At 44.5% G+C, this 19,594-nt stretch carries 22 protein-coding genes, 7 tRNA genes and 1 other RNA gene (1 of these 30 cut by a window edge); 23 read left to right on the forward strand and 7 right to left on the reverse strand.

Features of this window, described 5'->3' with window-relative positions; all coding sequences use genetic code 11:
* The 6 genes from trnD-His to leuTB all read left to right on the forward strand — a co-directional run.
* Window positions 1–70: transfer RNA gene (gene trnD-His, locus BSU_tRNA_39), tRNA-His, on the forward strand; it begins 6 nt to the left of the window's first position.
* 9 nt (window positions 71–79) lie between these two features.
* Window positions 80–151 (forward strand) — tRNA-Gln (gene trnD-Gln, locus BSU_tRNA_40).
* Between the two features lie 49 nt (window positions 152–200).
* A tRNA-Gly gene (gene glyTB, locus BSU_tRNA_41) sits at window positions 201–275 on the forward strand.
* Between the two features lie 5 nt (window positions 276–280).
* Window positions 281–351, forward strand: a tRNA-Cys gene (gene cysTA, locus BSU_tRNA_42).
* A gap of 7 nt (window positions 352–358) precedes the next feature.
* Window positions 359–447, forward strand: a tRNA-Leu gene (leuTA, locus tag BSU_tRNA_43).
* Window positions 448–712: 265 nt separating this feature from the next.
* Window positions 713–794, forward strand: a tRNA-Leu gene (gene leuTB / locus BSU_tRNA_44).
* A gap of 78 nt (window positions 795–872) precedes the next feature.
* Here leuTB and spo0M read toward each other — a convergent pair.
* On the reverse strand, window positions 873–1,649 hold the full coding sequence (gene spo0M / locus BSU_08760; protein ID NP_388756.2) for a protein involved in the control of the cell cycle as a function of the environment: 777 nt from the start codon (window positions 1,647–1,649) through the stop codon (window positions 873–875).
* A 141-nt stretch (window positions 1,650–1,790) separates the two neighbouring features.
* Here spo0M and ygzA point away from each other — a divergent pair, with 141 nt between their 5' ends.
* Window positions 1,791–1,994 carry a hypothetical protein gene (ygzA, locus tag BSU_08770; RefSeq protein NP_388757.2) on the forward strand — a complete coding sequence of 68 codons (204 nt, stop codon included), beginning with the start codon at window positions 1,791–1,793 and terminating at the stop codon, window positions 1,992–1,994.
* Window positions 1,995–2,078: 84 nt separating this feature from the next.
* Here ygzA and ygzC read toward each other — a convergent pair whose 3' ends face one another.
* Window positions 2,079–2,351 carry a putative spore coat protein gene (gene ygzC / locus BSU_08779; protein ID YP_003097696.1) on the reverse strand — a complete coding sequence of 91 codons (273 nt, stop codon included), beginning with the start codon at window positions 2,349–2,351 and terminating at the stop codon, window positions 2,079–2,081.
* Between the two features lie 41 nt (window positions 2,352–2,392).
* Between ygzC and ygaJ the strand changes: the two genes are divergently transcribed.
* The 3 genes from ygaJ (at window position 2,393) to thiC (ending at window position 5,167) form a co-directional block, all read left to right on the forward strand.
* Window positions 2,393–3,085 carry a putative peptidase gene (gene ygaJ, locus BSU_08780; protein NP_388758.2) on the forward strand — a complete coding sequence of 231 codons (693 nt, stop codon included), beginning with the start codon at window positions 2,393–2,395 and terminating at the stop codon, window positions 3,083–3,085.
* A gap of 69 nt (window positions 3,086–3,154) precedes the next feature.
* Window positions 3,155–3,262: thiamine pyrophosphate riboswitch (gene tswD, locus BSU_misc_RNA_11), an RNA gene on the forward strand.
* A gap of 132 nt (window positions 3,263–3,394) precedes the next feature.
* Window positions 3,395–5,167, forward strand: coding sequence for a phosphomethylpyrimidine synthase (thiC, locus tag BSU_08790; protein ID NP_388759.2), 1,773 nt, complete (start codon window positions 3,395–3,397; stop codon window positions 5,165–5,167).
* 37 nt (window positions 5,168–5,204) lie between these two features.
* Here the strand turns inward: thiC and ygaK are convergent, their stop codons facing one another.
* On the reverse strand, window positions 5,205–6,560 hold the full coding sequence (gene ygaK, locus BSU_08800; protein ID NP_388760.2) for a putative FAD-dependent oxido-reductase: 1,356 nt from the start codon (window positions 6,558–6,560) through the stop codon (window positions 5,205–5,207).
* Between the two features lie 250 nt (window positions 6,561–6,810).
* Here ygaK and senS point away from each other — a divergent pair, with 250 nt between their 5' ends.
* Window positions 6,811–7,008 carry a transcriptional regulator (repressor of ScoC) gene (gene senS, locus BSU_08810; RefSeq protein ID NP_388761.2) on the forward strand — a complete coding sequence of 66 codons (198 nt, stop codon included), beginning with the start codon at window positions 6,811–6,813 and terminating at the stop codon, window positions 7,006–7,008.
* Between the two features lie 26 nt (window positions 7,009–7,034).
* Here senS and katA read toward each other — a convergent pair whose 3' ends face one another.
* The gene (katA, locus tag BSU_08820; RefSeq protein ID NP_388762.2) at window positions 7,035–8,486 is read right to left on the reverse strand and encodes a vegetative catalase 1; all 1,452 of its coding nucleotides are present in this window, start codon (window positions 8,484–8,486) and stop codon (window positions 7,035–7,037) included.
* A 407-nt stretch (window positions 8,487–8,893) separates the two neighbouring features.
* Between katA and ssuB the strand changes: the two genes are divergently transcribed.
* The 6 genes from ssuB to rpsNB all read left to right on the forward strand — a co-directional run bounded on the left by ssuB (window position 8,894) and on the right by rpsNB (window position 13,678).
* On the forward strand, window positions 8,894–9,661 hold the full coding sequence (ssuB, locus tag BSU_08830; RefSeq protein ID NP_388763.3) for an aliphatic sulfonate ABC transporter (ATP-binding protein): 768 nt from the start codon (window positions 8,894–8,896) through the stop codon (window positions 9,659–9,661).
* 17 nt (window positions 9,662–9,678) lie between these two features.
* Entirely contained in the window at window positions 9,679–10,677 is a 999-nt protein-coding gene (gene ssuA, locus BSU_08840) for an aliphatic sulfonate ABC transporter (binding lipoprotein) (RefSeq protein ID NP_388764.1), read from the forward strand.
* Entirely contained in the window at window positions 10,674–11,504 is an 831-nt protein-coding gene (gene ssuC, locus BSU_08850) for an aliphatic sulfonate ABC transporter (permease) (RefSeq protein ID NP_388765.1), read from the forward strand. The genes ssuA and ssuC overlap by 4 nt, the downstream gene beginning before the upstream one ends.
* Before the next feature lie 22 nt (window positions 11,505–11,526).
* Window positions 11,527–12,657 (forward strand): FMNH2-dependent aliphatic sulfonate monooxygenase, encoded by a 1,131-nt coding sequence (gene ssuD, locus BSU_08860; protein ID NP_388766.2) that lies wholly within the window; start codon window positions 11,527–11,529, stop codon window positions 12,655–12,657.
* Window positions 12,658–12,760: 103 nt separating this feature from the next.
* A complete protein-coding gene (gene ygaN / locus BSU_08870) occupies window positions 12,761–13,297 on the forward strand; it encodes a putative sulfur-related oxidoreductase (RefSeq protein NP_388767.1) in 537 nt (178 codons plus the stop codon).
* A gap of 111 nt (window positions 13,298–13,408) precedes the next feature.
* Entirely contained in the window at window positions 13,409–13,678 is a 270-nt protein-coding gene (rpsNB, locus tag BSU_08880) for an alternative ribosomal protein S14 (RefSeq protein NP_388768.1), read from the forward strand.
* Between the two features lie 17 nt (window positions 13,679–13,695).
* Here the strand turns inward: rpsNB and ygaO are convergent, their stop codons facing one another.
* Together ygaO and ygzD are read right to left on the reverse strand one after the other, a co-directional pair.
* Entirely contained in the window at window positions 13,696–14,169 is a 474-nt protein-coding gene (gene ygaO / locus BSU_08890; RefSeq protein ID NP_388769.1) for a putative integral inner membrane protein, read from the reverse strand.
* 1 nt (window position 14,170) lies between these two features.
* Entirely contained in the window at window positions 14,171–14,371 is a 201-nt protein-coding gene (gene ygzD, locus BSU_08899; RefSeq protein YP_003097697.1) for a putative HTH-type transcriptional regulator, read from the reverse strand.
* Window positions 14,372–14,564: 193 nt separating this feature from the next.
* Between ygzD and trnSL-Gly1 the strand changes: the two genes are divergently transcribed.
* Window positions 14,565–14,638 (forward strand) — tRNA-Gly (trnSL-Gly1, locus tag BSU_tRNA_82).
* Window positions 14,639–14,728: 90 nt separating this feature from the next.
* On the opposite strand, the gene yhzB is transcribed toward trnSL-Gly1, so the two are convergent.
* Window positions 14,729–15,352 (reverse strand): hypothetical protein, encoded by a 624-nt coding sequence (gene yhzB, locus BSU_08900; RefSeq protein NP_388771.1) that lies wholly within the window; start codon window positions 15,350–15,352, stop codon window positions 14,729–14,731.
* 82 nt (window positions 15,353–15,434) lie between these two features.
* Here yhzB and queG point away from each other — a divergent pair, with 82 nt between their 5' ends.
* The 5 genes from queG (at window position 15,435) to yhbE (ending at window position 19,587) form a co-directional block, all read left to right on the forward strand.
* Window positions 15,435–16,595 (forward strand): epoxyqueuosine reductase, encoded by a 1,161-nt coding sequence (queG, locus tag BSU_08910; RefSeq protein ID NP_388772.2) that lies wholly within the window; start codon window positions 15,435–15,437, stop codon window positions 16,593–16,595.
* A gap of 66 nt (window positions 16,596–16,661) precedes the next feature.
* Window positions 16,662–17,597, forward strand: coding sequence for a hypothetical protein (yhbB, locus tag BSU_08920; protein ID NP_388773.1), 936 nt, complete (start codon window positions 16,662–16,664; stop codon window positions 17,595–17,597).
* Between the two features lie 37 nt (window positions 17,598–17,634).
* Window positions 17,635–18,117 (forward strand): tRNA (cytidine(34)-2'-O)-methyltransferase, encoded by a 483-nt coding sequence (gene trmL, locus BSU_08930; protein NP_388774.2) that lies wholly within the window; start codon window positions 17,635–17,637, stop codon window positions 18,115–18,117.
* 49 nt (window positions 18,118–18,166) lie between these two features.
* Window positions 18,167–18,883, forward strand: a complete 717-nt coding sequence (yhbD, locus tag BSU_08940; RefSeq protein NP_388775.1) for a putative sporulation-related protein — start codon at window positions 18,167–18,169, stop codon at window positions 18,881–18,883.
* Window positions 18,874–19,587, forward strand: coding sequence for a conserved protein involved in sporulation (yhbE, locus tag BSU_08950; protein ID NP_388776.1), 714 nt, complete (start codon window positions 18,874–18,876; stop codon window positions 19,585–19,587). The genes yhbD and yhbE overlap by 10 nt, the downstream gene beginning before the upstream one ends.
* Window positions 19,588–19,594: the final 7 nt, after the last annotated feature.

A 19,594-nucleotide genomic window follows, 5' to 3' on the forward strand; every position in this document is an offset into this window, starting at 1 on the left:
GTGGCGAAGTGGTTAACGCACCAGATTGTGGCTCTGGCACTCGTGGGTTCGATTCCCATCAATCGCCCCATATTATCATTGGGCTATAGCCAAGCGGTAAGGCAACGGACTTTGACTCCGTCATGCGTTGGTTCGAATCCAGCTAGCCCAGTCTCACTTTTTATATCAACTGCATATAATGTATTAAGTCCATTAAAAATGCGGAAGTAGTTCAGTGGTAGAACACCACCTTGCCAAGGTGGGGGTCGCGGGTTCGAATCCCGTCTTCCGCTCCAATTACGGCGGCATAGCCAAGTGGTAAGGCAGAGGTCTGCAAAACCTTTATCCCCGGTTCGAATCCGGGTGTCGCCTTCTTATTGCCGGGGTGGTGGAATTGGCAGACACACAGGACTTAAAATCCTGCGGTAGGTGACTACCGTGCCGGTTCAAGTCCGGCCCTCGGCACCAATTTTACTTACATGGTAAGTTGAATTGGTGTTTGTGTTTTATCATTATAACTAATCATATTAATGATCTACATAAGTAGATCATTTTTTTAATGCTTTGATTTATCATAACAAGTTAAGTTCCGAGGCCTATTATAAAGCGGCTGTATAGCTAGTCTTTCAACACTTTTATTTTATATTTCCATAAAAACTTTTTTGAAATACGTTGACACTTTATGAGATCCATGATATATTTATATTCGTCGGTTAGATACGACGTAAAACTTGCCGGTGTGGCGGAATTGGCAGACGCGCACGACTCAAAATCGTGTTCCTTCTGGAGTGTCGGTTCGACCCCGACCACCGGTATACTGAAAAACCCGTTTCTTAACAGAAACGGGTTTTTATTTTTTATTAAAGAAAAGGAGCCTCGGCTCCTTTTTATACTTACTCAGCGTATTGGTCTAGGATCTCTTCTAGCACCTCTTCTAGCTCTTCTGTATCTTCAAGCTCTGATTGGCTGAAACGGACGCGTACAAGCTGTTCTCCGTCATTATACATCTCTTCCAACCACCCTCGGAGTCCTCTTGCTCTGCGGTCGACTTCGAAAATGATTTCCAAACCGTCTTCGTCTAAAAGGAAAATGAGCTCTAATTCATCAAGCATCTGACGATAATATCCGGAAGTCGGAACGAATTCGAATTCTTGAACGAACGGAAGACGACGCTGGAAGTAGGGCGCTTGTTCGCAGTCTGCTTCGTTAAGACGGAAGCCCAGGTTTTCGATTGCTTCAAGCACATTTTCAATCCAAGGGTGCGCTTCAACGAAAATGCGGTCATGATCGGATTTATCGATACCGCCTTGAATGTCAAGGTCTGTCACCACGGCAACCTCTACTTTCCCTACAGTGATCGGCGTATCTAGAGGCAGAGTGAATGTGAACGGAAATTGATGCTCTTCACCAGGCTGTATGGTAAATGAACCAGTGACCCGGAAAGAATGAATTGTAGCGTATTTCCGGTGCTCTTCATCGTCTTTTACAATGACATACCGTGTGCTAAGCTGTAAATCGATATAACGGATGTCCTGAGCGATTTTTCCGCCTTTGACATGTACCGTTCCCTGTACTTCTTCTCCTGGAAAATATGCGTCTTTTTCTAAAATTGTATCTACTTTTGCAGCTCCAATTCCGGCACTTGCCGCAAGCTTCTTAAAAAATGACATGTTAGATCTTCCCCTTTTTCTTTTTTCTCAACAGATATACGTAAGAAGGAGGAAAAAAGATTCGTTTGATTCATACTTTTTTCCTATTATTCGTCTCGGCCTAGGGACAGACTAAGAATAATATTGAAAATAAAGGAGTCGATGGAAGTGAATAAAGAAAGTTTGGTTGCAGATGAATTACACAGAATGTTTTTGGCTGGTGAGCTGCAAATCACAGTAGAGGAGGATATAAACAATATTTCCGAAAGGCTGAGAAACGGCGATCTCAGTTTAGACCGATTAAGCGGTGAAGACGTGTTTATAAAAGAAACGGTAAATGAGGCTTTAAGAAGAGTGGAGCAATAAAAAAGAGACGGCATCTCATCTTTGAGATCCCGTCTCTTTTTGTGGTCTTTGCTGTAAGATAAAAGCGAATCGATTTGGAATTGCTCACCCGAGCCACCCCTTTTCTAACAGAAGATCTGACAGTTCATCATGGAGATAAACAGCTGTATCTAATTGATCATGCAATGCTCTTCTGATGTGGGGATTTTCGGTTGCTGTTGTTGCGACAGTGTATTTGTTAATGCTGGTTTTTATTGTTGTTAACAAATCAAGAATATCTTTGGGACAAAGACTTTGTTCAATGGGAAACCACCTCCTTTGTTTTTTTAGCAGCTCCTGATAAGAAAGTATTTGACTTTGTTTCTTGCTTCTATACAAAATGCTATAATAAGCAACAAATTTTGTTGGGGGGTGTGATGATGAAGCAGATTATTGCGATGGGGGGCGGGGGTTTTTCGATGGAGCCGGATAATTTGTCCCTCGATCAATATATCCTCAATCAATCAAAACGAGAGCAGCCTCGTATTTGTTTTTTGCCGACGGCGAGCGGAGATTCCCAAAACTATATTCAGCGGTTTTATCATGCATTTCAAACATTGGATTGCGTGCCGTCTCATTTATCTTTGTTTAAGCCACCATCATCAGATTTAGTTTCTTTTGTTATGGAAATGGACGTGATTTATGTTGGCGGGGGAAATACGCGGAATTTACTTGTGTTATGGAAAGAGTGGGGGCTGGACCATATTCTCAGGGAAGCATGGAAGAACGGTGTGGTTGTAGCTGGAATAAGTGCCGGTGCGATCTGCTGGTTTGAAGAAGGGGTGACAGATTCAGCCGGACCGCTGACAAGTTTGAAAAGTTTAGGTTTTTTGCAAGGGAGCTTTTGTCCCCATTATGACGGGGAAAAGGATCGGAGACCGGCATACCACCAGCTGATATCTAACAAGTTCTTATGCAGTGGCTATGCAGCGGATGATGGGGCTGCTCTCCATTTCATAAATGATCAGCTGTTTCAGACTGTGAGTTCAAGGTCGGGTGCAAAGGCATATCGGGTGATGATGGCTGAACATGAAATAGCTGAAATCCCGTTGCCGGTCAAATATTTAGGGTGAAATTGGCTGAATATTATCTATATTCCTCTTTTTTTCAGATTGATTTTATGATAAGATGAGTGCGAAATCAATAGTTACTGGGGGTGCCCGCTTTCGGGCTGAGAGAGAAGGCAAGCTTCTTAACCCTTTGGACCTGATCTGGTTCGTACCAGCGTGGGGAAGTAGAGGAATTGTTTTTGTTATTGTCTTGCTGGGCAATAATATGTTTCTTTCTGACTGTAACCGGGTTCATTTATATGAATCCGGTTTTTTGTGCTGGTTATGGGCTTGATTTTGTCCTTTCAAACGTAGAAAGGGGAAGGAAAAGTAATGCAAAACAATTCAGTGCAGCAAGCCAACATTTCCATTATGTCAAGTTTTTCAGGCAGCAAGAAGGTATACGTGGAGGGTTCTTCTTCGGACATCCAAGTGCCGATGAGGGAGATTGCATTGAGTCCGACGACGGGATCGTTCGGCGAAGAGGAAAACGCGCCTGTGCGTGTCTATGATACAAGCGGACCGTATACGGACCCTGAAGTAACCATTAATATTCAAGAAGGATTAAAGCCGCTCCGCCAAAAATGGATCACAGAGCGCGGTGACGTGGAAGAGTATGAAGGTCGGGCTATAAAACCAGAAGATAACGGTTATAAAAAAGCAAAACCAAACGTAAGCTATCCAGGATTAAAGCGGAAACCGCTGAGGGCGAAGGCAGGTCAAAATGTCACACAAATGCACTATGCAAAAAAGGGGATCATTACACCTGAGATGGAATTTATCGCCATTCGTGAGCATGTGTCTCCTGAATTCGTCAGAGACGAGGTAGCCAGCGGCCGGGCGATTATTCCTTCAAACATTAATCACCCTGAAAGTGAGCCAATGATTATCGGCCGGAATTTTCATGTGAAGATTAATGCAAATATCGGGAATTCAGCGGTTACGTCATCCATTGAAGAAGAAGTGGAAAAAATGACGTGGGCCATCCGCTGGGGAGCGGATACGATGATGGATCTCTCTACCGGAAAAGATATTCATACGACGCGTGAATGGATTATCCGCAATTGCCCCGTGCCTGTGGGAACTGTTCCGATTTATCAGGCGCTTGAAAAAGTAAACGGCGTAGCTGAGGATTTAACGTGGGAGATTTATCGTGATACGCTAATCGAGCAGGCAGAGCAGGGAGTGGATTATTTTACGATTCACGCGGGTGTTTTGCTTAGGTATGTACCGCTGACTGCCAAACGGACAACTGGTATCGTGTCACGCGGGGGAGCGATTATGGCGCAGTGGTGTCTGGCTCATCATCAAGAAAGCTTTTTATACACACATTTTGAAGAAATATGTGAGATTATGAAAATGTATGATATTGCTTTCTCTCTTGGGGATGGTTTGCGTCCCGGATCAATTGCTGATGCCAATGACGAAGCGCAGTTTGCTGAATTAGAGACGCTTGGAGAGCTGACGCAAATTGCCTGGAAGCATGATGTTCAGGTGATGATTGAGGGTCCTGGACATGTTCCGATGCATAAAATCAAAGAGAACGTCGATAAACAAATGGACATTTGTAAAGAAGCGCCTTTTTACACATTGGGGCCGTTGACAACGGATATTGCTCCGGGATATGACCATATTACTTCAGCGATCGGAGCGGCGATGATCGGTTGGTACGGGACAGCAATGCTTTGTTATGTAACGCCGAAGGAGCATTTGGGGCTGCCAAACCGTGATGATGTTCGTGAAGGAGTCATTACATATAAGATCGCTGCGCACGCTGCGGACCTTGCAAAAGGGCATCCCGGAGCGCAAATCCGGGATGATGCGTTATCGAAAGCCCGTTTTGAATTCCGCTGGCGGGATCAGTTTAATTTATCTCTTGATCCGGAGAGAGCCCTTGAATACCATGATGAAACCCTGCCTGCTGAAGGAGCAAAAACCGCTCACTTTTGTTCCATGTGCGGTCCGAAATTTTGCAGCATGAGAATTTCACAGGATATTCGGGATTATGCGAAGAAAAACGATCTCAGTGAAGCAGAAGCCATAAATAAAGGATTAAAAGAAAAAGCAAAAGAGTTTGTCGATACGGGAAGCAATTTATATCAATAAAAAAAATGAAGATGGAGAATGCTCCATCTTCATTTTTTTAGAAAAACAGAGAGCGTCGAAGCGGAGGAATACTCTGTTCAAAGCGGAAAACATTTTCTGGATCATATGTCGTTTTGACACGGCGGAGTCGTTCAACGTTTTCGCCGTAATATGTTCTTGGCCAGTTTCTGATTTCGATATCTGGCCAATTTACGTAGTCTCCCATCGTTTCTTTCGAAAGGGACGTTCTCAGCCCCTCAATCCAGCGGACATTTTGTCTTTTTTCTCCAGGGGATGTCCAGTTTGTTAAGTATTCCTGGGCGATGATTGCGTCACGATAATAAAATGCCGTTTGGTCGGGAGCGACCCGTCCGGCTGCCCCGCCGAGTGCTTGCTGCCAGACACTGGCGTTTTGATTCGGAGCGTGCTCTAAAAAGTGTTTTATTGTTGAGATCGCACGTTCTGATAATGGCTTTTCAATGAAAGAGCCGGAGCGTTTCATTTTTTGAGGCTGATTGCCTCCCGGGCTGTTAAAAAAGGTTACCGCTTCAATGAATGGCGTTGTTTTTACCATTCCGCTTGTCGGACTTCCTGCTTTCAATAAAGGCTTTAACAGTTTTTTTAACTCTGTTTTTGGCCCGACAAATTGGCCGAGGGCTTCTATGCGGTTTACTTCTTTAGGCCAAAACTCTATTGATGATGTAAGCCGGTCATCTGTATACGGGGCCCAGTTCTGCCACGTGTTATATACTTCCTCAAAATCATCCCATCCCCATGTAATAGAAAAAATCGACACTTGAGAGATGGGCACTGCTTTAAATGTCATGGAGGTGACTATGCCGAAATTGCCTCCTCCGCCTCCCTGAGACGCCCAAAATAAGTCTGGATGATTTGAACAGCTGACTGTAATCAGATCAGCGCCCTCTTTTTCGTCTGCTACGATCATCTCAAGCTGCACGAGGCTGTCGCAAGTAAGACCGGCAGCCCTTGTTAAAAGTCCAATTCCCCCTCCGAGAGTTAAACCTGTGAGCCCTACATTAGCAATGGTGCCTGCGGGAAGCGTCAGGCCGTATTGCCAGAGTGTCCGATAGACTTCTCCCAATTCAGCCCCCGCTTCAATATAGGCCAGCTTTTTATCCTGATTCACAGTTATTTTTTTCATCTCGCTTAAATCAATAACAAGACCGTTATTTAAAAGGGAAAAGTTCTCATAGCTGTGTCTGCCGCCTCTAATACGGAAAGGCACACGGTTTTCACGCGCCCATTTCAGCGCATTGAGTGCATCCTGTTTGTTTTGGCAAAACACAATGATGTCAGGATACCTTTCTAAGCTTAGGTTAATATTGGTTCTTGCTTCGTTATAGTCCGGATCATCCCGTGTCACGATACGTCCGGTCAATTTTGTCTTTTCCACACTCCCACATCTCTTTCTCTCGTATTCTAGTTTCTCTAGCTTATGCGTCAGGGGAAAAGAGTGTATAAGGAAAAAGCGGGGATGCAATCTGATACAGTGTCAACACCCTCAAAAAATAGTTGACAGGTCGGTATTGTATGAATTAACATGGTCAGTACAAATTTTTCAAATTTATCGCGCTGATCGGAACACCGAAGGCTCTTATCGTTTAGATAAGGGCCTTTTTTGTATGAAAAAGGGGGGATTATTGATGGGAGTCAAAAAAGAAAAGGGGAGAAAACGATTCAGGAAGCGAAAAACCTACGGGAATCAGATTTTGCCGCTTGAGCTGCTGATTGAAAAAAACAAACGAGAGATTATAAACAGCGCGGAACTCATGGAAGAAATTTATATGAAGATTGATGAGAAGCATACGCAATGTGTAACTAAATATAAAAAAACCCGCTGACTACAACGGGTTTTTGCATTTCTCCATTAAGAATCTTTTTTAATCGGCAATCCAAGGCCTTCTGCCACGCGTTTTCCGTATTCAGGATCCGCTTTGTAGAAGTGCTCGATTTGGCGCAGCTTGATTTCTTCTTTTTCTACCGGCTTCATGGCATTAACGATATTTTCAACAAGGCGGGTACGTTCATCTTCACTCATTAAACGATACAGATCGCCGGCTTGAGTGTAGTGATCGTAGTGATCGTAGCTTACGCTGTCAGCGATACCTTGTACCGGATATGCTGCTTGCTTATCCTCAGGTGACTCTTTTGGACCGCCGAAGCTGTTAGGCTCGTAATACACAGATCCGCCGCCGTTATCATCAAAACGCATTTGCCCATCACGCTGATAATTGTTTACTTTGTTGCGTGCGCGGTTGATTGGCAGCGCTTGATGGTTTGCACCGACACGGTAGCGGTGTGCATCATGATAAGCAAAAAGTCGACCTTGAAGCATTTTATCCGGTGAAACATCAATACCAGGCACGAGGGTTCCAGGTGAAAATGTCGCTTGTTCTACCTCTGCAAAGTAGTTTTCCGGATTTCTGTCTAGAACCATGCGTCCGACCTCGATTAACGGGTAGTCTTTTTGAGACCAAACTTTTGTGACATCAAACGGATCGAAACGGTACGTATTTGCATCTTCTAAAGGCATGATTTGCACATATAGTTTCCATGCAGGATAATCACCGTTTTCGATTGCGTTGAAAAGGTCTTCTGTATGGTAATCAGGGTTTTCACCGGCAATTTTTGCTGCCGTATTGACATCAAGGTTTTTCACGCCTTGTTCTGTTTTAAAGTGATATTTAATCCATACGCCTTCGCCTTCGGCATTTGTCCATTTGAATGTATGGCTTCCGAAGCCGTGCATGTGGCGAAGTGTCGCAGGAATTCCGCGGTCAGACATCAGGATTGTCACTTGGTGCAGTGACTCTGGTGAAAGTGACCAGAAATCCCATACAGCCGTAGGGTTTTTCAGGTGTGTTTTTGGATCTCTTTTTTGTGTATGGATGAAATCAGGGAACTTAATCGCATCGCGGATAAAGAATACAGGCGTATTGTTGCCGACGATGTCGTAGTTTCCTTCTTCAGTATAAAATTTAACAGCAAATCCGCGCGGGTCGCGAACTGTGTCAGCAGAGCCAAGTTCACCGGCAACTGTTGAGAAACGGATGAACAACGGTGTGCGTTTGCCGACTTCAGAAAGGAAAGCGGCTTTCGTGTATTTTGTTACGTCGTTTGTCACTTCAAAATATCCGTGTGCGCCTGCTCCTTTGGCGTGAACAACACGTTCAGGAACACGTTCTCGGTTGAAATGGGCCAATTTTTCGAGTAAATGTACATCTTGAATTAAAGTTGGTCCGCGAGAACCGGCAGTCATTGAGTTTTGATTATCTCCAACCGGAGCGCCCCAGCTAGTTGTCAGTTTATTTGAACTCATGTTATCACCTCTTGGAATTTATAAGAACATAATATCATCTCTAAGTAAAAAGTCAATATTATTTTATAATTATTATAAAATAGTTATCTCTATTAATCGATATATAGTATCGAAATTGTTGAAAAACCTTGTTGTAACAGCTTTTTATGACACTTAATAATTTTTGGAGAAATAATTTTTCCTTCTCTATTTGCGAAACAAGCAGAGTAAGTGATAAACAAGGATATCAAAAATCGTATTTAAAAAAGAGTTGACATATCGGAATAATTTGAATTAACATGTTATTCAAACAAAAAAACAATTGGGCAGCTGATCGGACCGCCGAAGGCTCTCATCTCTACAAGAACAGAGATGGGGGCCTTTTTGTTTTTTTTGAAGGCGGGGTTGGCAGAAAGAGAGGGATAAAAGTGGCTGTGACCATCAGCATCAAAGAAAAGGCATTTGTTCAAGAAGGCCGCAAAAACACGGTCTTAGAAAACATAGAATTATCAATCGCACCAGGCGAATTTCTAACGCTTATCGGACCGAGCGGGTGCGGAAAAAGCACCCTGTTAAAGATTATTGCAGGGCTTGATTCTGAATATGACGGGAGTGTGGAAATTAACGGCCGCAGCGTAACAGCTCCGGGTATTCAGCAAGGATTTATTTTTCAGGAACACCGCCTCTTTCCTTGGCTGACTGTTGAGCAGAATATTGCAGCCGACTTGAATTTGAAGGACCCAAAAGTCAAACAAAAGGTGGATGAACTGATCGAGATTGTCAGATTGAAAGGATCGGAAAAAGCATATCCGCGCGAGCTGTCAGGCGGCATGTCACAAAGAGTAGCCATCGCCCGGGCCCTGCTGCGGGAGCCTGAGGTGCTGCTTTTAGATGAACCGTTTGGTGCACTCGACGCTTTTACAAGAAAACACCTGCAGGACGTGCTGCTGGATATATGGAGGAAGAAAAAAACAACGATGATTCTCGTGACTCATGATATAGATGAATCTGTTTATTTAGGAAATGAGCTTGCGATCCTTAAGGCCAAACCGGGGAAAATCCATAAGCTGATGCCCATTCACCTGGCGTATCCGCGAAACCGGACGACTCCGGATTTCCAAGCGATCAGACAGAGAGTGCTGTCGGAATTCGAGAAAACAGAAGATTTGGAGTACGCAGAAGGATCAGGGATATAGAAAGGGCGGAAGCGGAAATGAAAAAAGGACTCATTGTATTGGTTGCCGTTATTTTTCTGCTCGCAGGCTGTGGAGCAAATGGAGCCAGCGGTGACCACAAACAATTGAAGGAAATTCGTATTGGTATTCAGCAAAGCTTAAGCCCCCTTTTGATTGCAAAAGAAAAAGGCTGGTTCGAAGATGCATTTGAAAAAGAAGGCATCAAAGTGAAATGGGTGGAGTTTCAAAGCGGTCCGCCCCAATTTGAAGGCCTTGCGGCAGACAAACTTGATTTTTCTCAAGTCGGTAATTCGCCTGTGATCGCTGGACAGGCGGCAGGCATTGACTTTAAAGAAATCGGTTTGTCTCAGGACGGCTTGAAAGCAAACGGCATCCTTGTCAATCAAAACAGCGGCATTCAAGACGTTAAGGGCTTAAAGGGGAAGAAAATTGCAGTCGCCAAAGGCAGCAGCGGGTTTGATTTTTTGTATAAAGCGCTTGATCAAGTGGGGTTGTCAGCTAACGATGTGACAATTATTCAGCTTCAGCCTGATGAAGCAGCTTCCGCATTTGAAAACGGATCTGTTGATGCCTGGTCCATTTGGGAGCCGTACTTGTCCTTAGAAACAATGAAACACGGAGCAAAAATCCTTGTGAACGGAGAAAGCACAGATTTATATTCACCGGGTTTTACTTTAGTAAGAACAAAGTTTTCAGAAGAGCATCCAGACGAAGTGGTCCGTTTTCTGAAGGTGTTTAATAAAGCCGTTGTATGGCAAAAGGAACATCTGGATGAAGCAGCGGACTTATATTCTGACATTAAAGATCTCGATAAAAAGGTCGTCGAAAATGTGCTGAAAAATACTGAGCCACTTAATGAGATCATCAGTGACGACATTGTGAAAGCACAGCAGGAAACAGCAGATTTTCAATTTCGAACAAAGGCGATAGATAAGAAGATTGATGTGAAGGATGTTGTCGATAACACTTTTATCAAAAAAGCATTAGAGGAGCATTCCTCAGGAGGTGATCAATGATGAAAGCAGAGGCTGCGGGCTCGCTGCCCAAAACGAATGCGGAAGCGGTGCGAAAAAAGCCCGGAAGGAAGAGATACGGCTGGATGAAGGGGCTTTTACTGCCCGCTGTCATCATTGCCATCTGGCAGGTCATCGGCGGGCTGGGGGTTGTGTCCGCTACAGTGCTGCCTACACCTGTTACGATTGTTCTGACCTTTAAGGAGCTTATTTTGTCCGGCGAACTGTTCGGCCATCTGCAAATCAGCATTTATCGGGCGGCACTTGGTTTTTTGCTTGGCGCGGGGCTTGGATTGATGATCGGGATTTTGGCCGGATTTTCCAAACGGACGGAGCTGTATCTTGATCCGTCGTTGCAAATGCTTAGAACCGTACCTCATCTGGCCGTCACGCCGCTGTTTATTTTATGGTTCGGATTTGACGAAGTATCTAAAATTTTGCTGATTGCGCTCGGTGCCTTCTTTCCTGTCTATATCAATACGTTTAACGGCATCCGCGGGGTTGACGCGAAGCTGTTTGAAGTCGCCCGGGTGCTTGAATTTAAATGGCATCAGCAGATATCCAAAGTGATATTGCCGGCAGCCCTGCCCAATATATTGCTAGGCATTCGCTTATCGCTCGGCATTGCATGGCTCGGGCTCGTTGTGGCAGAGCTGATGGGCTCAAGCTCGGGAGTCGGCTATATGATCATGGATGCGAGACAGTTTTCACAAACGAATAAAGTCTTTGCAGGGATTATCATTTTTGCAGTGGTTGGAAAGCTGACGGATTCCTTCGTCAGGCTGCTTGAACGAAAGCTGTTAAAGTGGAGAAACAGCTACGAAGGATAAAAGATATAAAGGGGAGATGAATATGGAAATTCTTTGGTTTATACCGACTCATGGAGACGCGAGATATTTAGGATCTGAAAGTGATGGACGGACTGCGGATCATCTTTACTTTAAACAAGTCGCGCAGGCGGCAGACAGGCTGGGATATACAGGAGTTCTTCTGCCAACGGGAAGATCGTGCGAGGACCCGTGGCTTACAGCGTCGGCACTGGCAGGAGAAACAAAGGACTTAAAGTTTTTAGTCGCGGTAAGACCTGGTTTAATGCAGCCTTCTCTGGCAGCCAGAATGACATCCACCCTAGACCGCATTTCAGACGGCCGGCTGCTGATCAACGTTGTGGCAGGGGGCGATCCGTATGAGCTGGCAGGCGATGGCCTGTTTATCAGCCATGATGAGCGCTACGAGGCAACAGACGAATTTTTAACCGTTTGGCGGAGACTTTTGCAGGGAGAAACGGTTTCCTATGAAGGAAAGCATATAAAAGTGGAAAACAGCAATCTGCTTTTCCCGCCGCAGCAAGAGCCGCATCCGCCCATCTATTTCGGTGGTTCGTCACAGGCTGGAATTGAAGCTGCCGCAAAGCATACAGACGTGTACTTGACATGGGGTGAGCCGCCTGAACAAGTAAAAGAAAAGATAGAAAGAGTCAAAAAGCAAGCGGCAAAAGAAGGGAGATCCGTTCGATTTGGCATTAGGCTGCATGTCATTGCCCGTGAAACTGAACAAGAGGCATGGGAAGCGGCAGAGCGCTTGATCAGCCACTTGGATGATGACACCATTGCCAAAGCGCAGGCAGCTTTGAGCCGTTACGACTCTTCAGGCCAGCAGCGGATGGCCGTCCTTCATCAAGGCGATCGGACGAAGCTTGAAATCAGCCCGAATCTGTGGGCGGGGATCGGCCTGGTCAGAGGAGGGGCAGGAACAGCTCTTGTCGGTGATCCGCAGACGATTGCCGACCGGATAGCGGAGTACCAGGCACTCGGCATAGAATCGTTTATATTCTCCGGCTATCCGCATTTAGAAGAAGCGTATTATTTTGCAGAGCTTGTATTTCCGCTTTTGCCGTTTGAAAATGATCGGACGAGAAAGCTTCAGAACAAAAGGGGAGAAGCGGTAGGAAACACTTATTTTGTCAAAGAGAAAAATGCATGAGTTTAACTAAAATACAGCCCCCCGAACATGGTATGATATTCAAAAAAAGGGGGCTTTTTTTCTGAAAACATTGAGAAGCGCGGCAGTCATTTGCCTCATAGCTATGCTGTCAGCATGCGGACATTCAAAACAGATGGAAATCAAAGCGGCGGACATATCAGATCTTGAAAAAAACAGAATGGATGTCGCAGCTTCACAGGCATTCACTGCCGAAGCCGTCAATATCGGTGAAGGTATTTCTTCAGCTGACATGTACATCGAACATTATCAAAAGGGAAAGCTTGTTGAGAGGTTTGGACCGGTTCGTGCAGATTATTCAGAGGAAAAAACTGATACCATACAATTTGTTTATTTTGAGAATGAAGAGGGGGAAGGAAAGAATAAACATACCACCATTCATTTTGGCATTGTGGATAAACAGGGAACTATAGCGGCTGATTCATCGGTGAAACGCGACGATAGCACAACACAGGAAATGACTCAGAATATTTCATCGCCGGAACCGATTACTTTCGAGAAGCCTGCTTTGATCGGCAGCAGTATTAGAGGGACTGACGAGACAATGCACACCTCTGAACATAAAAAAGAGCTCATTAAGCATCAAGATGCGTTACTGTATTATGTGGAATTGCATCATTAGAATGGGCGGCTTCAGGCCGTCTGTTTTACAAAGCGGTATGCTTGCTTTTTTGAATGGTGAATGATACATTTTAAATCGTAACAATTTCGATTTAAAGGGAGGCTATGTGACTTGGCTAAAAAATCAAAAGTGGCAAAAGAGTTAAAACGCCAACAGCTTGTTGAGCAATACGCTGGTATTAGACGCGAGTTGAAGGAAAAAGGAGATTACGAGGCACTCAGCAAGCTGCCAAGAGATTCAGCACCGGGAAGGCTTCACAACCGCTGCATGGTAACGGGGCGCCCGAGAGCATATATGAGGAAGTTTAAAATGTCCAGAATCGCTTTCAGGGAGCTGGCCCATAAAGGCCAGATTCCCGGTGTGAAAAAAGCAAGCTGGTAAGAAAAAACTCCGGCCGATTACAGCGCGCCGGAGTTTTTTTCGTTTTTCTTGAAAGAGATGACGTAGGAAAGGTGCTGGATGATCATGATGATAAACACAATAATAATAGGGAAAAACGGAATGCGCGATTGAAATAGCGGATAAAAAATGAGAAGAACCGCTGCGGCAGGCAGCGAGAAGTAGACAGCGATATATGACGCGCGACATGCTTTTGCCGTCATCATCTGCTCTCTTTCATCCTGCTCTTCAAACTCATCAGGCAGAAGTAGCTGCTTTCTGGCAGGGCGGCTTTTTTTCTGTAAGTACAAATAAACCGCAGACGCCGCAACAAACAGAATAAAGGGAGTGAGGTTTAAATCAAATACCATCCCGCCGCTCTTTGTGCCGAAAAAAGATGCTATGCCTTCTGAGGCTTCAAAGTATGAAATCAGCGCCCAGCATGCAAGGCCAAATAAAACAAGGTGAAAAGCTGCTTTTGTTTTCATGCTCATCTTAGTTTTCCTCCTCTAACCAAAAGACATCCTCCATTTTCATGGAGAAGGCTTTGCAGATTTTCAGTGCTAACAGCAGTGAGGGAACATAATCGCCTTTTTCAATCGCTGCCACAGTCTGTCTTGTGACGCCGACCGTTTCTCCGAGTTTTTCCTGAGAATAGCCGAAGCGTGCCCTCAGCTCTTTTACTTTATTTTTCATCATGACGTCTGTCCCCTTCACAATCTCGATTGATTATATTGTATAGTATACTTAACATTATGTAAATGGAACTTAACAACTTTACAAAAAGATAACTTTTTTTCGACAAAATTTTTATATTCCCTTGACGAAAAATAAATAAACATGTAATATAAAAAAAGTCAGAGCGGTACTGTTGCTGACAATCACAAATGCGGGTGTAGTTTAGTGGTAAAACCTCAGCCTTCCAAGCTGATGTCGTGAGTTCGATTCTCATCACCCGCTCCATACATACGTTATTAACGCAGTGTTTCGTTTCTCAGATAAACGAAGTATTGCGTTTTTTTATGTGAAAAAGAACACGGTATTCGTGTTCTTTTACGTAAGCCAATGTACTGTATGGGTGCCGCCGTGAATTTGTTCAAACATTTTCGTTAATGATGATAAGAGGTTAACAGCGCTGCTTTTCTCAATCGATGGCGGGAAAAAAATGATTTGCAGCATATTCTTAGTCTCGTTTGAAACGGGATAGTGGTTGACGCTGTTTTTGAAATCGCCAAAAATGCCGTTTTCATCAGAGAAAAGCAGTATGTTTTCTTTTTCTCCCAATGAGATCCGGACCGGCTCATGAAGCTTTCCGGCATCATAAATCATAATAGGCAGAGAATATTTTAATGCGAAAAAATCGATTGTGTCATGGGCCGAGTCTTTACTTTCCATGAATTGTTCCTTGGATATCGGGACCAGCATGTCCTCCATTGGGGTTGTTTCTCCCTCAAATGAAGGGTTAAGCTGTTTAAAGAGTTTCTGCCATTCCTTGACGAAGGATTCATCGGATATACCGCCGTCCGCATAGTCGAAAAACAAGGATTCTTGAAACAGGCGGAGTCTGCCTTTCAGCATTTGCGGTGAGGAGCCGACTTCGATATTCTCATAAATGACAGCAGCTGCATGTAAGCCGGCCGCACGTTCAGTAATAACAGAATCAAGTTTGATATTCACTAGCATTCACTCCAGTTACGTGATATCAACCTATTATAAACGCTGTGTCGTTTTATCACAAAGAAAGGAGGCTGTGCAAAACATGAACGTTTATCAGCTCAAAGAAGAATTAATTGAATACGCGAAAAGCATTGGCGTAGACAAGATTGGTTTTACGACCGCTGATACTTTTGACAGTTTAAAAGACCGTTTGATTCTTCAAGAATCACTCGGCTATCTCTCCGGCTTTGAAGAGCCAGATATCGAAAAAAGGGTGACGCCGAAGCTTCTTTTGCCGAAAGCGAAATCAATAGTGGCAATTGCTCTCGCATATCCTTCCAGAATGAAGGATGCGCCGAGAAGCACGAGAACTGAGCGCAGGGGCATTTTTTGCAGAGCTTCCTGGGGAAAAGACTATCATGATGTGCTGAGGGAAAAGCTTGATCTGCTGGAGGATTTTCTAAAAAGCAAGCATGAGGATATCAGAACGAAGTCAATGGTTGATACAGGTGAATTGTCTGATCGCGCCGTTGCGGAACGTGCCGGAATCGGATTCAGTGCGAAAAACTGTATGATCACAACACCCGAGTATGGCTCTTATGTGTATTTGGCGGAAATGATCACAAATATCCCTTTTGAGCCTGATGTGCCGATTGAAGATATGTGCGGGTCCTGCACGAAATGCTTGGACGCCTGCCCAACGGGAGCACTGGTTAATCCCGGGCAGCTTAATGCGCAGCGCTGCATCTCTTTTCTGACCCAGACAAAAGGATTTTTGCCTGATGAATTCCGGACAAAAATCGGAAACCGCCTGTACGGGTGCGATACGTGCCAAACGGTATGCCCTCTCAATAAAGGGAAGGATTTTCATCTTCATCCGGAAATGGAGCCTGATCCTGAGATTGCCAAACCGTTATTGAAGCCGCTTTTGGCCATCAGCAATCGGGAATTTAAGGAGAAATTCGGGCATGTCTCAGGTTCTTGGCGCGGAAAAAAACCGATTCAGCGAAACGCCATTCTCGCGCTTGCCCATTTTAAGGATGCTTCCGCACTGCCTGAATTGACGGAACTGATGCACAAGGATCCGCGTCCTGTCATCAGGGGGACAGCCGCATGGGCAATCGGAAAAATCGGAGACCCCGCCTACGCGGAAGAGCTTGAAAAAGCGCTGGAAAAAGAGAAGGATGAAGAGGCAAAGCTGGAAATTGAAAAAGGAATTGAGTTGCTAAAAGCTTCAGGCATGACTAAACAAGGCCTGTCCTGACATACGTATAGAGCAGAAGGAAAAAACACTTGAGATCATCCAAGTGTTTTTTCTCTATAAAAAAGTATGGCGGGTGGGGTGAGCTTGAAGTACATTTTAGAACAATTAGCGGAGGAGCGGCTGGGCTTTCTGGTTAACGGGCATGCTATGAGACAGGAGTCTCAAGTCGGAGACCTTAAAGTCATGGAGCGTAAGAAAAAGCTTCTGGAAAAACGTAAAGTTGACATCATAAAAGCGAAAGCAAAGGCCGTGATTAATCATGTGCGGGTTGAGGATGACGGAACGACCTGCCTTTCGTATACCATCCATTACGAATACGTGTGTAAGGAACAAGATGACAGCTTGTATATAGAAGAGCACATAGAGGAGCGAATGGCTTTCCTGTATGATCACATTTTGATTAGTGATCAGGAAATTGCGAAAAAGCCGGCTGGATTTCATGAAGGGACCAGTATTATTGACTATTCTGAAGCTGAAGAGGAAAGAGAAGCGTTTGGCAGGGCTTTTCAATACGATCGTCTCGGCGCTGTCCAATATGCCGAGAAATTTTGGAACAAGCGCAATCCTGCTTATAAAAATTTCAGCGATAACTGTACAAATTTTATTTCTCAGTGTCTTCATGCAGGAGGCGCGCCGATGCGCGGTCATCCGAACAGGGGATCAGGCTGGTGGATGAAACAAAGCTCATGGAGCTACAGCTGGACGGTGGCTCACTCTATGAAAATGTATTTGTCGAATTCAAAGGCCGGACTGCGTGCGGTGCGGGTGAAATCAGCGGAAGAACTGATGCCGGGCGATGTGATTTGCTATGACTTCGAAGGAGACGGCCGGTTTAATCATACAACGATTGTCGTGGCAAAGGACAAAGGCAATATGCCGCTTGTCAACGCCCAGACTTATGACAGCAGGATGAGGTATTGGTCATATGAGGATTCTACGGCATACACGCCGTCAATACGATATGCCTTTTTTCATATCGTTGATGATACGACAAAAGAGTAATTAATGTTATAATGATGGGCGGATAAGAAAAACAGAGGTGAACATTGTGGCATTACATGTCGTTTTATATCAACCAGAAATTCCCGCTAACACAGGGAATATTGCACGTACTTGTGCAGCAACCAATACAACGCTACACCTGATTCGTCCGCTCGGCTTTTCAACGGATGATAAAATGCTGAAGCGTGCCGGACTCGATTATTGGGAGTTTGTTAACGTTGTGTATCATGATTCGTTAGAAGAATTGTTTGAGGCATATAAAAAAGGCAAGTTTTTCTTTATTACAAAATTTGGCCAGCAGCCTCATACATCATTTGATTACACTGATCTTGACGAGGATTATTTCTTCGTGTTCGGAAGAGAAACAAGCGGTTTGCCAAAGGATTTAATTCAAAATAATATGGACCGCTGCCTGCGTCTTCCGATGACAGAGCATGTCAGATCGTTAAATCTGTCCAATACTGCCGCGATTCTTGTTTATGAAGCGCTGCGCCAGCAAAATTACCGTGATTTAAAATAGTGAAAAACCCGCTCATCGATGATGGGCGGGTTTTTTTGCGGATGTTGAAATGCTTTGTTTCGTTTTTGGGCTTAACAACGTAACAGTGTTATGTTACAATGTACCCATCAAAGGAGCTGGACTTATGGAAGAACAATTAATCTCTAAAAAAGAATTACTTGAAAGAACATCGATTTCATACGGTCAGCTGTATCGATGGAAGCGGAAAAACTTAATACCTGAGGAATGGTTTATTCGTAAATCCACATTTACAGGGCAAGAGACGTTTTTTCCGAGAGAGGAGATTTTAAAACGTATATCAATGATTCAAAAGATGAAAGAAAATTTGTCTTTGGATGAAATGAGGGAAATGCTGTCGCCGAAAATGAAGGATGTCAGCATGACCGCTGATGAATTGCTTCATAAAGGTTTGGTTTCAAGGCCTGCTCTTGAAGCCTATTCAGAAGACGGAGGAAGTCCGGTTTTTTCATCCAGCGATTTGCTTTCGCTGTTTGTGCTTGAGGGCCTGCTGCAGTCTGGAAATGTCAGCCTTGCAGAAGCAAAAATGGCTGCAGAGGTATTAAAGAAGCATGATACTGAAGAGATTGAAAAACAGACGGAGCTGATTGTGCTCCGCAAGCTCGGTGTCACAACTTGTTTTATAGCGGCTGCGGCGGACAGCATTTTGTTTGAATCATCCGTAAAGGTTGTGGAACGGGTAGATTTATTAAAAGCTTCAGAGGAATTAAAAACAACATTTATGCAGGAGGGCCATCAATGGATGTAGTGGAAAAGCTGGTGATAAATGGATCAGGAAGTTCTAAGGGAGGAACATTTCAATCAGTTGAGATTAATGGCAGCGGGACAGTGGCCGGGGACGTGGAGTGTGACACTTTTTCTTTTAATGGAAACGGAAAAGCGGACGGCAGCGTCAAAGCGAAAGCGGTAACTATCAGCGGTTCAGGAAAGATACATGGAGACGTTGAAGCAGAATCTATCCGGATGAATGGCACTGGTTTTATTCAAGGAGAGGTATCTGCAAAACAATTGAAAATCGCTGGATCATCAACATTTGGCGGCACTGTCAAGGCTGATGGAATTGACATTAGCGGAAAAGCTGTCATGGAAGCAGATTGTGAAACAGAAACCTTTCAATCAGAAGGGAAATGCAAAATCAGCGGGCTTTTAAATGCAGACCAGGTGATCATTAAGCTTTCTGCAGGGGAAAGCTATGCGCGGGAGATCGGCTGCCGCCATCTTCAAGTGACCTGCAGAAAAGGAATGCTGACATTGCTCAGATTGATGCCGCAGCCTGTTCTAACAGCAGAGCTGATCGAAGGTGACGTGATTGAATTGACAAATACAAAGGCGAAAACCGTGCGCGGTAATAAAGTGATCATCGGCCCGGATTGCCAGATTGAAACCGTCGAATACAGCGGGGACTATACCTGTGATCCAAGCGCGTCGGTTGAAACATCCACAAAGTTGTAAGGAGGAT

Origin of the sequence: Bacillus subtilis subsp. subtilis str. 168 (genome assembly GCF_000009045.1) — a bacterium.
Lineage (GTDB): Bacteria > Bacillota > Bacilli > Bacillales > Bacillaceae > Bacillus > Bacillus subtilis.